Consider the following 12,899-nt stretch of genomic DNA (forward strand, 5'->3'; position numbering starts at 1 on the left):
CCTCACCAGCGGTAGCGCAGGGTTCCATAGACCGTGCGCGGCAGACCGTAGAAGCAGGCCGAGTAGGACAGACAACTCGAGACGAAGCGCTCGTCCAGCAAGTTGTTGACGTTCAGCTCCGCCGTGAGGCCCGCCAGGCTCGGAGCGATGTGCCCCATATCGTAGGACGCGAGGGCATCGACGACCACGCTCTCCGGCACCTGGAAGGTGTTGGCCGGATCGCCCCAGGACGGGCCGAGGTAGCGCACGCCGCCGCCGATCGCGAGGCCCAGCAGGGGGCCGTCGGTAAAACGGTAATTCGCCAGCAGCGAGACCGTCGTGTCCGGCACCTGGACCGGGCGCCGCCCCTGGAGCGGCACCGACAGCCGCGTGAGGTCGTTCGCCGTGCTGCCGGCATCCCGCACGTTGCGGATGTCGAGGAGCGAGACGCCGCCGATCAGCGTCAGGCCTTCGGTCAGGTTGGCCCGCGCCTCGAACTCGAAACCCTGGGCGCCGACTTCCCCGGTCTGGACCACGAAGCCCTGGCGCAGGGGATCCGCGGAGGTCCGGTTCGACTGGCGGATGTCGAAGAATGCGGCGGTGAGCAGGATGTCGGTGCCCAGCGGCTGGTACTTGATGCCGGCCTCGTACTGGTCGCTGCGGATCGGGTCGGGCACGCGGCCCACCGACCCGAAGGCGCTGTCGAACACGCGCCCGCTCACGATCGGCTCGAAGGCCTGGCTGTAGGACACGTACGGCGCCACGCCGCTGTCGAAGTGGTACAGCAGGCTCGCACGATAGGTCAGGGCGTCGGACGGTGCGTCCTGGAGCGTCAGGGTGCTGGTGTTTCCGGAGAAGCTGCGGGTCGGGCCGGTCTGGCGGGCGACGTCGTAGCGGCCGCCGAGGGTCAGCACGAGGCGATCGAACTTCGCCTGGTCCTGGAAGTAAACGCCGGTCTGCTGCGCATCGACCCGCGAGGTGGTGTTGAAGGCCGGGAAGGCGATGTTCATGGCATAGTTCGGCGCCAGGATGTTGAGGTCCGGGGCGCTCGGGAACGGGGTGCCGCTGGTGCGGGTGCTGAAGGTCCGGTGATCGACGCCCAGCAGGGCCGTGTGTGCGATGAACCCGGTATCGAACTCGGCGATGAAGTTGTTGTCCATCGTGTAGGCTTCGGCGGCCACGTTGGTGCCGATGATCGACCGCGCCAGGAGCGGCCCCGTCGCGGTCGGCCCGTTCCGGTCGTTGAAGGCACCGTAGACGCTGCGGTAATCGCCCTGGGTGCGCAGGTAGCGCCCGGCCGAGTGGAACCGCAGGTTCTCGCCGATACGCTGGTCGAACAGGTACTCGATCGAGGCCTGGGTCCGGTCGGAGCGCTCGATGTTGCGATCGCCGTCGTAGAAATTCACCGGTAGCCGGCCGAACAGGCCGCTGCCGAAATTGCGTGCGAACACGGTGCCCACCGCCGGGAAGCCGCCGTAGAACCCCGAGAACGGATCGCGCTGGTAATTGCCGATCAGGGTGAGCGACGTGTCGGTGGACGGGCGCCAGGTGATGCTCGGCGTGATGAAGGCCCGCTCGACCTTGGTGGTCACGGCCGGCCCGTCGCCGTTCCAGCCGAGCCCGACCACCCGGTAGGCGAACTGGTCGGCCAGGCCCGGGATGTCGGACGCGATCGGGCCGCCGACGTCGAAGCCGCTCCGGACCTCGTTGAACCCGCCGCCCTGGATGAAGACCTCGCCGTGGCGGACGAACTGCGGCACCTTCGAGACCAGGTTGACGATGCCGCCCGGGCCGGACTGCCCGTACAGCACCGAGGCCGGCCCCTTGATGATGTCGATCCGCTCCAGACGGTAGACGTCGATCGACGTGTTGGCGTCGCGTCCGCCGATGATCGCCATCTGATCGAGGAAGACCGGGGCGGCGAAGCCACGGATGTTGAACAGCTCCAGGCGGGTCGAGCCGGCACCCCCACGCGATTCGGCGAAGACCCCCGGGGTGTAGCGCAGCGCCTGGGTGACGGTCAGCGCGTTCTGGTCCTGGATCTGCTGTCGGCCGACGACCGAGACCGATTGCGCCGTCTCCAGGATCGGCGTGTCGGTCTTCGTGCCGACCGTGCTCCGGCTGGCGACGTAGCCTGGAACCGGGCCGGTCGCGCCGCCGGCACCGTACAGGTCACCGTTGAGGGTCCGGCTGGGGGCCACGCCGGTCACGCTCAGTTCGGATAGCTCGATGTCGGTGGTCGGCGCGGTCTGCGCCCCGGCGGCACCCGGCGCGACCACGGCGCAAGTCGTTGAGAGCAACGCGAGATACAGGGATCCGGCCACGGACCGTTCAATCACGTTCCAGGTCGATGCAGCCCGGGACCGGTTCATCTTGATGCCTCTAATACAAGCACGGATCCGACCGTACTCTCTCAAAAACCGCGACTTCACGCCGCCGTGATCGTGTTGGCATCTCCTTATTGGTCAAAGCAACCGGAATATTATGGAAGGATTCTAAGATAACCTGGACTCATTCCAAGTTGAGCGGCTTACGGGAGGCCTCTCCCTTGGGTAATGATGATGTCGAGGCCGGCAATGCGCCTCCCGCTGAGCTGTGGGTATTCAGGTGCATCGAGACGCGCTGGCCGCGTGGCATCGGGCGCAGTGCCGACGCCGATGCCTCGATCGTGTCGTCACAAAGCGGCGCGCGGCGTATGCGAACGGGTGGCAGCAATCTGGAAACGTAATCCGGCTAAGAGCCTGTCCGCAGAGGTTTCTGTTCCGGATGGCAGGGTCGCCGCAGTCCCAGCCACCCTGGGGATCTCCGGTGGCAACCCGTGACGGGGCCGCGGAACGACGGGCCGGAGGGAGGAGCGTGGGAGTTCCGCTGAATACGCCTCACGCGTGTTCGATCGGATGCCGGCGTGGCAAAGTACGCATCGGATCGTGGGTGTGGCCCATCGCAGCCCGACGACGCGATGACACGGTGACACAGGGCATCGGATACAGCCAAGATATGCATCTCGCACAAGCGAGGGTTGCATGGTAGTGCGAAACTCAATCGTGCGCTATTCAGTTAGGCAGCCTGTGGAACGTGGCCGACCTCGGCTGCACGCCTTGAGAGACCGTGAGACCATGATGAGCGTCGTGACCAAGCCGAAGCTGGCGACCGAAGCCGACCGCGCGATCGGTAGCCGCATCGCGGCGCTCCGAGCCGCTCAAGGCCTCAGCCAGACGACTCTCGGTCATGCCATCGGGGTCAGCTTCCAGCAGGTCCAGAAATACGAGAAGGGCCGCAATCGCGTGGGTGCGAGCCGCCTGCAGATGATTGCCGACCTGCTCAAGGTCCCGGTGGAGACCTTCTTCGCCGACAAGGTGCCCGCTGAGGCTGGCACCGAATCCATCCAGGCCCTGTTCGACGACCCCGAAATCATGGATCTCGTGGCAGCATTCCGTTCGATCCCGGATCAGACCACGCGCAGCGGCGTCCTGTCGATCGTGAAAGCCGCCGCCGCCCTGCGGCAGGCCGCCGGCACCGGGAACTGATCCCACAACCACCCTGGCCGTCGATGCCGCGCCGTCACGCTCCTCACCCGAGCAGGCCGGCCACCTCGCGCTCGATGTGCTGCGCAATGTCGGGTGCGCCGGTCATCTCACCGAAGCTGCCGCGGGTCATCGGTCCGAACGCGTAAAGGCCCGGCTGCGGGCGGCCCGCTGGCCCGAGTACGCGGCTTCGGCGGTCGACGGCCAAGCCGAGACCGACCGTATCGAGGCAGGCCGTCCCATCGACCAGCAACGCGGCGACCAGCGGATTGCGCGCGACCTCACGTTCCGGGCCGGTGCACAGCACCACCGCGTCGAACCGCCGTCGCGTGATCGGGCCGTGTCGCGGGCGCAGCGTGGCTTCCAGACGCCCGTCCGCGTCACGATCGAGTCCGGCGAGGGCGGCTTGCTCCACGACGAGGCGCCCCTCGGCCCGCGCCCGTTCCAACGTCACTGCGATCTGTGGGGCGATGCGGAACCGGTGGACCTCCCAGAACGGCAGCAGGCGGCGGACGACGCGCCGCTTCTCGGCGGCCGGCAGCCCGCCCCAGAGATCGGGCAGCGCGGTGCGCAGGGAATCGACCACCGGGTGCCAGCCCAAGGCCGGATCGGCTTCCGCAATCTGCCGGCGGACCAGCTGCAGGAGGCCTAAAGCGGTGGTTGGCGGCGAGGCGCCGACTACGTCGAGATCCATCCGGAACAACCCGTGGGCCTTCGGCAGGAGGCCCCGTCGCGACACCGCGGTGATCGGCCCGCGATGACCCGCAGCGCCGAGGCTCGTCACCACGTCGGCCATGGTCAGCCCCGTGCCGACAACCAGCACGGAGGCGTCCGCGCCGATCCCCGCGAGCGTGTCGGCCCTCCAGGGATCGGCCACGAAGCCCGCGGATTCCGCGACACCCGGCCCAAGCCGGCAGGGCAGGGCGGGTACCGCGTGGCCGAAGCACAGCGCGACGCGGTCGGCCATGATCGTCTCGCCGGATTCGGTGACGACGCGCCAAGCATCCTCCGCCGCCGCCACCGAGGCGGCCTTGGTGCGCAGGTGGCGCAGGTGGACGCGCTCGGCGGCCGCCGCCAGCGTCTCGGCCAGGACATCCGCGATGTAGGCACCGTACGCGGCGCGCGGCACGTAGGCGCCGCCGGCCTCATCCTGACTTGCGGCGTCGGGCAGGAAGCCGTTGGCGTGCAGCCACGCGGTGACGGCACCAGGCGTTTCGGCTGCGATGTCGAGGCGGTCGCTCGGGACGTTGATGCGGTGGCTACGGTCGCGGGTGCTGTAGGCGACCCCGCGCCCGAGCTCGGCCCGGGGCTCCAGAATGACGAGGTCGAGCTGGACCGATGAGGCTCGCACGGCATGGATGGCGAGCACCGCGCCGGTGAAACCGCCGCCGACGATCGCGATGCGGAGCGGGCTTGATGTCGGTCGCGTCATCACGGCATGTCCCGGCGAAGTTCCGGGCACCTTCGATCAGGCGGGCGCCGTGTGTGCAACCCCGGCTTGATCGCTTACGAGTCCGGCCCGAACCGATAACGGTCGCGGCGACGTGGTCCGATATCGCCGGGATATGCCGTGCTGTTGCGCTGGGCGAACCTGCCGCCCTGTTCGCCAGGCCGGGGCTTCTTTTTCATCGGTTCGCCGCGCTCAGTTCGATGTTTCCCGTGAAACATCGGCAAGCCCTCCCTCGTCACCGATCCGGTATGCGGATCGGCTCCGGTCGCTCATGCGACCCCGGGTGCGAACTGGACGAAAGCCCCCGCGAAGGCCGCAACGCCTGATAACGCTCCGGCTGCCTGGTAGGCGAGTGCAGGTAGTCGACGCTGCGTCAGGACCGTGCCCAGGACGGGAAGCGCGATCAGGTTCATCGCAACACCGGCCAGAACTGCCGCGGCCATGGCCCCGAGTGGAAGGTAGAGTATGGCCGTCAGCAGGGTCTGCACGGTGCCGAGGTCAGCGATCACCCGGATTCCGCCGCCAGCCAGGAAGCCGATGGCCGCAGCCGCGGTGATCGCCTCCCTGAGCCGCTCAGTGCCCTGGTGTGCCGGGCTCTCGTTGGCGGTCGTCTCCATCACGGTTCTCTCCCGAGCGTCGACACCGAGCGTCGCCGATGGGAGTCTAATTTACAATCAGGAGTTGTACTTACAACCGAAGCACACGTGGCAGATGGAAAGGCGGTTAACCCCAGCAACGGCCCGACCCTCATCGTCGGAAGCGAAGCAGCCGTCCGCAGTGCCTGACACCGGCCTCGGACGGCTGGCCCGTCCCATCCGCGAACCCGCACGCCTGTACCAGCGAGCCGGCGGATCAGCGCATGATCCCTTCAATGGCCCGAACCCAACTCCCCTCCGCGCGCGAGCGCCGAGGGGTCCCGTGTGGCTTTCCGCTGTGCGTGCCGACCCAATAGATCAGGCGACAGATCGTGACCGCGGCTACCGGGCAGGGGCAGCGGTCAACGTTTGCACTACCAGGCCGCCTGCAACCCTGCGGAGAAGACCTGGGCGGTGGCGTTGGGGCGGACCTCGCCGGTGTAGCTCACCGACAAAGACATGCCCTGCGCAACCGGGCCGGACACGCTCACGCCTAGCACCGCCCCGTCCCGGGACAGCGCAGAGGTTCGGGTCGAGAACGGCACCCCGAACAGGCTCGAGCGCACCATCGCCGCGGTGTCGGCCAGCTCGTGCGCCCAGTACGCCCGGGCATCGAGGCGCAGCCCCGCGCCTGCATCCACCGCCACGCGGGCGATCCGGCCGCCCGCCAGGATCCGGGCACCGTCCAGCGTCGCCGTGGTGAAGGCCTGCTCGGCCAGACCGCCGCGCTCGGCGACCCGGCCGCGGCTCAGCCGGTCGTAGCTGAAGCCCAACTCGGGCACGACCTCGACCGGCAACCCGGTGCCGATCGCGTAGCCGGCGAACCCGGACAGGCTCACGTCGCCGCCCGCGGGTGCGCCGTGCGCCCGGGTCAGGTTCGAGCCGAGCGTCACCGTCCGGTCGACCCGGCCGTCGGCGTAGGCGCCCCCGGCCGTGCCGCGCAGGACGACGGCGCCGAGACGGGTGGTGCCGTACACCGTGCCGCCGTAGCTGTCGGCGCTGAACGAGCCGGGCGCGAAGCCGGCCCCGCCGCTCCGGGACGCCCCGGTCTCGCGCAGGTAGCTGAACGCGCCGCCCACCAGTGTGTCGCGCCCGACCTGGCGATCGACGCCCAGCAGCAGGCCGCCGGCATCGACGTTGGCCCCGCCGGCGGCGCGGTCGCCGCCGCGGCTGCCGAAGCCGTAGAGCGCGTCCGCCCAGATCCGGCCCTCGCCGGAGGCCAACGGCTGGTCGGAGGCGCCCGCCCCACCGCGCAGGTCGATCGCGGTGCGGTTGGGCCCGAGCCCGGCACCGCCGGCGCTGAAGCTGGCGCTGCCGCCGCCGAAGCTCATGTGCCGGTCGATCGTGGCGGTGACCAGCCGACGCGCCGTGAGGTCGGCCATCACGGCGTCGCCGTAGCTCTGGCCCGACAGGCTGGCAAGCCCGCCCGCCAGGGAGCCCGGCGCCGTCGCGTAGAGCGGATCGAAGAACCGCGCGCGCGCCGCGTCGGGCCGGGTGCCGGCGTCCGGCCGGGCCAGGTCGAGGGCCGCACCGACCGCCCGGGCATTGCCGGTCTGGGCCAGGCCCAGGGGCGCGAGGTTGCCGTAGGCGGTGGGCGTGACCACCAGGTCGAGGCCGGTTGCGCCATAGAGCGCATCGAAGCGCGTGGCCGCGGCCAAGCCGGCCGCCGGCTGGGCGAGCCCGCTGAACGACCCGCCGAGGCCCGCCTGCGCCACCAGCACCGAGAAGCGCTGGCCCAGCGCCGGCGTGAAGGCGTTGCCGGCATTGCCGGTGATCCCGCGCAAGCTCGGCACGAGGGTTCCGTTGGCCGCGACCGCCCCGCTCGGGCCGACCGCCAGCAGGCGGGAATAGTTGCCTGTGCCGGCGCCGGTGCCGAGGCCGTCGATGTCGATCCCGAACACGCTGCCGGGGGCGAAGCTCACCGGGCCGGCCACCGTCAGGGTGCCGGGCGAGTTGCCCGGCCGCAATGCGCCGGCCACCGCCACCGGGGCGGCGACCGTGCCGGTGCCGCGCAGGGTCCCGGCCGCCGCCACCGTGATCGGCGAGGTCCAAAAGCCGTTGAGCGACAGCGTGCCCGCCTGCACCGTGGTCGGTCCGGAGAAGCGGCCGGTGCCGGTGAGGTTGAGCGTGCCGGTGCCGACCTTGGTCAGGCTGGTCGGGCTGGTGCCATCCAGGATGGTGCCGGCATACGTGGACGAGGCGGGGCCGCCGACCGTGAGCCGGCCGTTGCCCAGGACGGCCGTGGCCGATCCGGACAGGGCGGCCACGGTGTAGGCGCCGCCACCGAGGTCGAGCGAGCCGGTGGTGGCGAGCGCGGTGATCCCGGTGATCGGGCCGGTGAAGACCAAGCTGCCGGTGTTGGTCAGGGCGCCGTTGATCTGTCCGGACAGGCGGGCGGTGCCGGTGTTCGACACGGGGCCGCTGAGGGCGCCGTCGCTGACGAGCAGGCCGTCATTGCCGATCTCGGCGGCCGAGAGGCTCGCCCCGGAGGCGACCGCGACCGTGCCGGCATTGCCAAGCGCACCGGCCAGCCCGTAGGCGCCGCCACCCGCCACCGACAGGGTGGCGCCCGCGGCGTTGGTGAAGGTGCCGTCGCTGGCGACCGTACCGGTGACCGCGAAGGTGCCGGCGGCGTTCCGGATCGCGCCGTCGACCCGCCCGGCGCTGGCGACCAGCGTGCCGGTGTTGGTCACGCCGCCTGAGACGGTGCCGCTGGTCGTGAGAATCCCGGCATTGGCGACGCCGCCGCCGATCGTGCCGGTGTTGGCCGTGTATCCGGCATTCGCCAGACCGCCCGAGAGACTGCCGCTGGTGATGAGGGTTCCGGCGTTGCTCACGCCGCCCGCGATGGTACCGGTGTTGGCGGTGTAGCCGGTATTGGACAGTCCGCCGGAGAGGCTGCCGCTAGAGGCCAGCGTCCCGGCGTTGCTCACGCCGCCGGCGATGGTGCCGCTGTTGAGGGCGTACCCGGCATTGGCCAGGCCGCCGGAGATCGCTCCGCTGCTGGCGAGGAGGCCGGCATTGATCACGCCGCCCGAGATGGTGCCGCTGTTTGACGTGTATCCGGCATTGGCGAGGCCCCCCGAGAGCGTGCCGCTGGTGGCCAGGATACCCGCATTGATCACGCCGCCCGCGAGGGTGCCGGTGTTGGCGGTGTAGCCGGCGTTGGCCAGTCCGCCCGAGGCGGTGCCGGCGTTCAGCAAGCTGCCGGCCGTGCCGACGGTGATCGGCGCGACGAGGCAGCCGGTCGCCGTCAGCGCCAGGGTGCCCGCAGCCACGAAGGTGCTGCCGGTATAGGTGTTGGCCGCCGACAGGCTGGCCGTGCCGGGGCCGGTCTTGACCAGGGAGCCTGGTCCCGTCCCGTCGGTCATCACCCCCGCAAAGCTCGAGGTCCCGGTATCGATCTGCAGCGTGCCGGTGCTGTTGAGCGTCACCGGCCGGGCGGTGGCGAAGCCGTCGGCCAGGACTTCGAGCGTGCCGCCGCCGAACGCGAGCCCGCCAGTCGCCGCACCGAGGTTGCGGTCGGCCAGGACGCCGAGCACACCGCCGTTGATCGCAGTGCCGCCGGCGTAGCTGTTGGTGCCGGTGAGATCGAGGATGCCGGCCCCGGTCTTGATCAGGCCGCCGACGCCGGAAATGTCGTTGGCGAAGCGGCCGTAATAGCCCTGGGTGTCCACCGTCCAGGTCGCGGTGAACTGGCCCGGCCCATCGATCGCCTTGCCGAGATTAAGCAGGCCCCAGCCGAACACGGCGTTCGGTACGTCGGCGGGACCGTTGCCGAGATGGGTGGCGGTGGTGAACATCGTCTGGGCGATCTGCGGCGCCGTCAGGAACGGAAAGGCCTGGCGCAGCACCGCGGCCGCCCCGGCGACGTGCGGGGTTGCCATCGAGGTGCCGCTGATCGTGTTGTAGCTTTTGTCCAGATTCTCGGGCCAGGTCGAGTAGATGCCGACCCCCGGCGCCGCGATGCACCAGGAGGCGGTGACGCCGCACCAGTTGCTGAACGAAGCGATCTTGTTGTTGCGGTCGGTGGCCACGACGGACACGATCGATCCGGCGACCCCGGAGAAGTCGATCCGGCTCTGGTCCATCGGGCGACCCGCATCGTCGTAGAACTGGTAGATCTCGCTGTCTGCGTTGCCGGGCCGGATATACGGGTAGAGCGCCGCCCCGCTCGGGTTCACGGAGATGACGGGCTGACTGATGCGGTCGTTGCCGGCCGCGAAGACGAGCAGCATGCCGCTGTCGGCCGCCCGCTTGATCGCGTCGTATTCTCGTTTCGTCTGACTGAATATATACTGCTGGAATTCCAGCTCGACATAGTCCGGATTGGGAATCACGTTCCCCTGGTTGTCCTTGATGTAGAGTTGCGGCAGCGCCGGCCCATAGCTGCCGTTCAAGACCCGCGCGCCCTGCTGGGTCGCATGGTCCATGGCCGCGGGACCATCGACCCGGAGATCCGGTATGGTCTTCCACGCGCTGGCCGGCGGCAGAGTGTAGAGGGTCAGGATCGTGCTGTCGTAGGCGACGCCCATGGACCCGACGCCGTCTCGGGCCGCCCCGATCGTGCCGGACACATGCGTGCCGTGGCCCTGCACATCCTGGACGAAGGTCGGGTCGAACACTACGCCGGGCGCCGAGAAGACGTTTTCCGAGGCCGAGGAGATGCGGCCCGTGAATTCCGGATGGGTCCGGTCGATGCCGGTGTCGTAGACCGCCACCAGCACGCCGAGGCCGGTGAAGCCACGGGCGTAAGCGGTTGCGGCGTTGATCTGGGCGAGGCCCCAATCGGCCCGGTACTCGGGCGTGTCAAAATCCGAAGCCGTCAGGCCCAGGTCCGAGGGCGGGCGTCGCGCGAGGTTCTGGGCCGTCGCCGGCCCCAGGGCCGCCATCAGCGCGAAGAGGGAGCAGCCCAGCATCAGGCCGCGCCGCGCCGGGCCGCGCCGACGGCCGGCCCGGTACGATCCCGGGGCAGGGGCGCTACGTTCGCCCACAGGCCCTATCGGGCCATGCTGGTCTGAGATGAAAAGCATCTGGTCCGTCTCGGAAGAGTCTAGGGTGTGAACCGCACCAAGCTCTTGCGAGCTTTGCGCTTTCGTGATTCAGGACCGCCGCGTGCAGCACGGAGGCGGCGATGGCGGAGCTGTTCTGGCTCTCGGATGCGCAGTGGGCGGTGATCGAACCGTTCATGCCGAAGGATCAGCCCGGACCGGCGCGCAAGGACGACCGGCAGATCATCTCCGGCATCCTGCACGTGCTCACCTCCGGCTGCCGCTGGCGCGACTGCCCGGCCGCGTATGGGCCTCGCACGACCGTCTACAACCGCTTCAACCGTTGGTCCCGGCGCGGCTTCTGGAAGGCCATGCTGGCGGCGATGGCCCAAGCCGGATGGTCGGGCGAGGCGACGGCCATCGACAGCACCTACGTGCGGGCGCACCGTTCGGCCCACGGCGGTAAAGGGGGGCGCGTGCGCAAGCCATCGGCCCGTCGCGCGGCGGCCAGACGACCAAGATCCACGCCCTCACCGACGTCCTCGGCCGGCCCGGCGTCCTCCTGCTGACGCCCGGCAACGCCAGCGATGTCACCACAGCTCCAGCCGTGCTGGCCCAGGCACCCGGCCGGATCCGGCGCCTGGCCGCCGACAAGGGCTACGACGCCGACTGGCTGCGCGCTGACCTGCGCGCGGAGGGCATCACGCCGATTATCCCGGGAAAGCGCAGTCGGAAGAAGAGGATCCGCCACGACAAGCGCCGCTACCGCGAACGCTGGCGGATCGAGGCGACCTTCAACCGCCTCAAGGACTCCCACCGCATCGCCACCCGCTACGACAAGCTCGCCCGCAACTACGCATCAGCCGTAGCCCTGGCCGCCGTCATCGCCTTCTGGTGCTGATCGAGTCCAGACCCTAGCCATCGCCCTTAAGCGGATGCCTATTTCACAGGCTATGACATCTCGGCCACAGAATGCTGCGCAGGAGCGATTTGGCACTTCCTTCACCCTTTTTGAGATATGTTGCATCCAACGGGACCATGTGATGCGCGAACGCGATCGGGATCGACCGGCGCGAGAGCCTGCTGGAATGGTCCCGGCGAGAAATTATGGCGATAATCGACAATCAGCAGTGATTTAATCCATCTTTTATCAGATACGGCGTCGGAATATTGACGTAAATGCGAGAAAATAGGAAACATTGCGGTTCTGATATTATAAAACATCGGGCCGTTGCGACGATCGGAGACGTGACCAGCCGACGGCAGGGCTCGGCCATCGCCGCGGAATCCGATGGCGGCGAACGGACATCCCGCGCAAGCGAATCGCCCGCAGCTCCGGCCCTCCGCTTCGCCCCGCCCGAGGATCCGGTCGCGCTGGGCCGGGCCTGGCAGGCGCATCTGGCGCCGGTCTTCGCGGTCAGCTTCGGACCCGAGACCGACCTCACCGTCCCGATCGCGATGCGCAGCTATCACCTCGGCGAGCTGCTGGTCGGCGACGTGATCGCGCCCGCGCACATCCTCGAACGGTCGCCGGAGATGATCCGCCAGCAGGGGCTCGACCACATCCTGCTGCAGTTCTACCGGCGTGGCCAAAGCCTCGTCGAGACGGACCACGACGCTGAGCCGGTCGGCGAGGTCCAGTGCATCGTGTTCGATCTGGCCCAGCCCGTGCGCATCGTCGCGGGCGCCGTCGACGCCACGAACGTCGTGATCCCGCGCGTCTTGCTCGAGAAGCAGGGCTGCCACCCCGACGCCCTGCACGGCCGGCCCCTGGACCACGACGGTGACCCGTTCGGGCGCCTGGTCCACAGCTTCGTCGCCAACGTCGTGGCCTGCGGCGACCGTCTGGACCAGCGCGAGGCCCTGGCGGCGGCCGCGGCGATCACCCAGCTCTGCGCGACCTGGCTGCGCGGCCGGGACGCGGGGAACCCTGTCCCGCACCAGGACGTGCGGATCCGGGTCCGCCGGTTCATCGAGGCCGAGCTCGGCAACCCGAAGCTCTCGCCGGCGCTGATCGCCGCGCGGCTCGGCCTGTCGCGCTCGACCCTGTACCGCGTGTTCGCGCCGAACGGCATCGTCAGCTACATCCGCGACCGCCGCCTGATGCACGCGATGCGGATGCTGGTCCGGGACGAGGCGCAGCCGGCGCGCGTCTCGCGGGTCGCCTTCGCGGTCGGCTTCTCGGACGAGCGCACCTTCCGGCGCGCCTTCAAGCGCCGGTTCGGCTTCATCCCGAGCGACGCCGCGCAGCGCCCGGGCCCCGGCCGGGGACCCGAACCCCTGTCGGTCCTGCAGAGCTGGATCGAGAGCCTCTGAAGGG

Annotated in this window: 7 protein-coding genes; 3 read left to right on the forward strand and 4 right to left on the reverse strand. The window is 69.4% G+C overall.

What is annotated here, in order from left to right; genetic code table 11:
* Positions 1 to 2: 2 nt before the first annotated feature.
* Positions 3 to 2,351, reverse strand: coding sequence for a TonB-dependent siderophore receptor (locus ACYQPG_RS04675; RefSeq protein ID WP_147908574.1), 2,349 nt, complete (start codon positions 2,349 to 2,351; stop codon positions 3 to 5).
* Between the two features lie 747 nt (positions 2,352 to 3,098).
* Here ACYQPG_RS04675 and ACYQPG_RS04680 point away from each other — a divergent pair.
* Complete coding sequence (locus ACYQPG_RS04680) at positions 3,099 to 3,506, forward strand: helix-turn-helix domain-containing protein (RefSeq protein WP_246692463.1); 408 nt, start codon at positions 3,099 to 3,101, stop codon at positions 3,504 to 3,506.
* A gap of 43 nt (positions 3,507 to 3,549) precedes the next feature.
* Here the strand turns inward: ACYQPG_RS04680 and ACYQPG_RS04685 are convergent, their stop codons facing one another.
* From ACYQPG_RS04685 to ACYQPG_RS04695, 3 genes are all read right to left on the reverse strand, one after another.
* Positions 3,550 to 4,935, reverse strand: a complete 1,386-nt coding sequence (locus ACYQPG_RS04685; protein WP_461230385.1) for an FAD/NAD(P)-binding protein — start codon at positions 4,933 to 4,935, stop codon at positions 3,550 to 3,552.
* Positions 4,936 to 5,222: 287 nt separating this feature from the next.
* Positions 5,223 to 5,573 (reverse strand): hypothetical protein, encoded by a 351-nt coding sequence (locus tag ACYQPG_RS04690; protein WP_419828822.1) that lies wholly within the window; start codon positions 5,571 to 5,573, stop codon positions 5,223 to 5,225.
* 389 nt (positions 5,574 to 5,962) lie between these two features.
* Positions 5,963 to 10,582: a S8 family serine peptidase gene (locus tag ACYQPG_RS04695; protein WP_461230386.1), complete on the reverse strand. Its 4,620-nt coding sequence runs from the start codon at positions 10,580 to 10,582 to the stop codon at positions 5,963 to 5,965.
* Between the two features lie 140 nt (positions 10,583 to 10,722).
* Here ACYQPG_RS04695 and ACYQPG_RS04700 point away from each other — a divergent pair.
* A protein-coding gene (locus tag ACYQPG_RS04700) for an IS5 family transposase (protein ID WP_461230387.1) occupies positions 10,723 to 11,480 on the forward strand; the annotation gives its coding sequence in 2 pieces (ribosomal slippage) (positions 10,723 to 11,053 and positions 11,053 to 11,480; 759 coding nt in all).
* A 347-nt stretch (positions 11,481 to 11,827) separates the two neighbouring features.
* On the forward strand, positions 11,828 to 12,895 hold the full coding sequence (locus tag ACYQPG_RS04705) for a helix-turn-helix domain-containing protein (protein ID WP_461230388.1): 1,068 nt from the start codon (positions 11,828 to 11,830) through the stop codon (positions 12,893 to 12,895).
* Positions 12,896 to 12,899: the final 4 nt, after the last annotated feature.

This window comes from Methylobacterium sp. CM6246 (genome assembly GCF_054818005.1).